At 67.3% G+C, this 333-nt stretch carries 1 protein-coding gene; it reads right to left on the bottom strand.

Annotated elements, in window-relative coordinates; genetic code table 11:
* Nucleotides 1–333 (bottom strand): phage tail tip lysozyme (locus B8460_RS22670; RefSeq protein ID WP_048863260.1); only part of this gene is annotated, 333 nt, incomplete at both ends.

The raw sequence follows: 333 nt of genomic DNA, 5'->3' as shown, positions 1-333 counted from the left end.
GCAACGTTTCTTCCATGGCCGTGGGGCGCGCGTGCGGTGCCGGCGCCGTGGCAGACGTGTGCGGCGCATGCGGGGACGGCAGGTGTGCGAACCGTTCGCCCTCGGCCATGTGCTGCGCCCGGAAATAGTCAGACCCGCCGGACTCATATTGATGCCCCAGCGCCGCCGCGTCGGTGCCGCTCTGTGCCTGCCGAAGCTGTGCCAACAGACCGGCATACTGCGGCGTCTGTAGTTCGTGCTCCATGAAGCCCATGTTGGCCGCGTCAGAGTGCCAGTCCAGGCCGTGTTCTGCGGCCCATTTCAGGAACTCGGCACGACGCGGGCCATGCCACT

This window comes from Acidisphaera rubrifaciens HS-AP3 (assembly GCF_000964365.1).
Lineage (GTDB): Bacteria > Pseudomonadota > Alphaproteobacteria > Acetobacterales > Acetobacteraceae > Acidisphaera > Acidisphaera rubrifaciens.
This window is presented reverse-complemented; position numbering and strand designations above follow the sequence as displayed.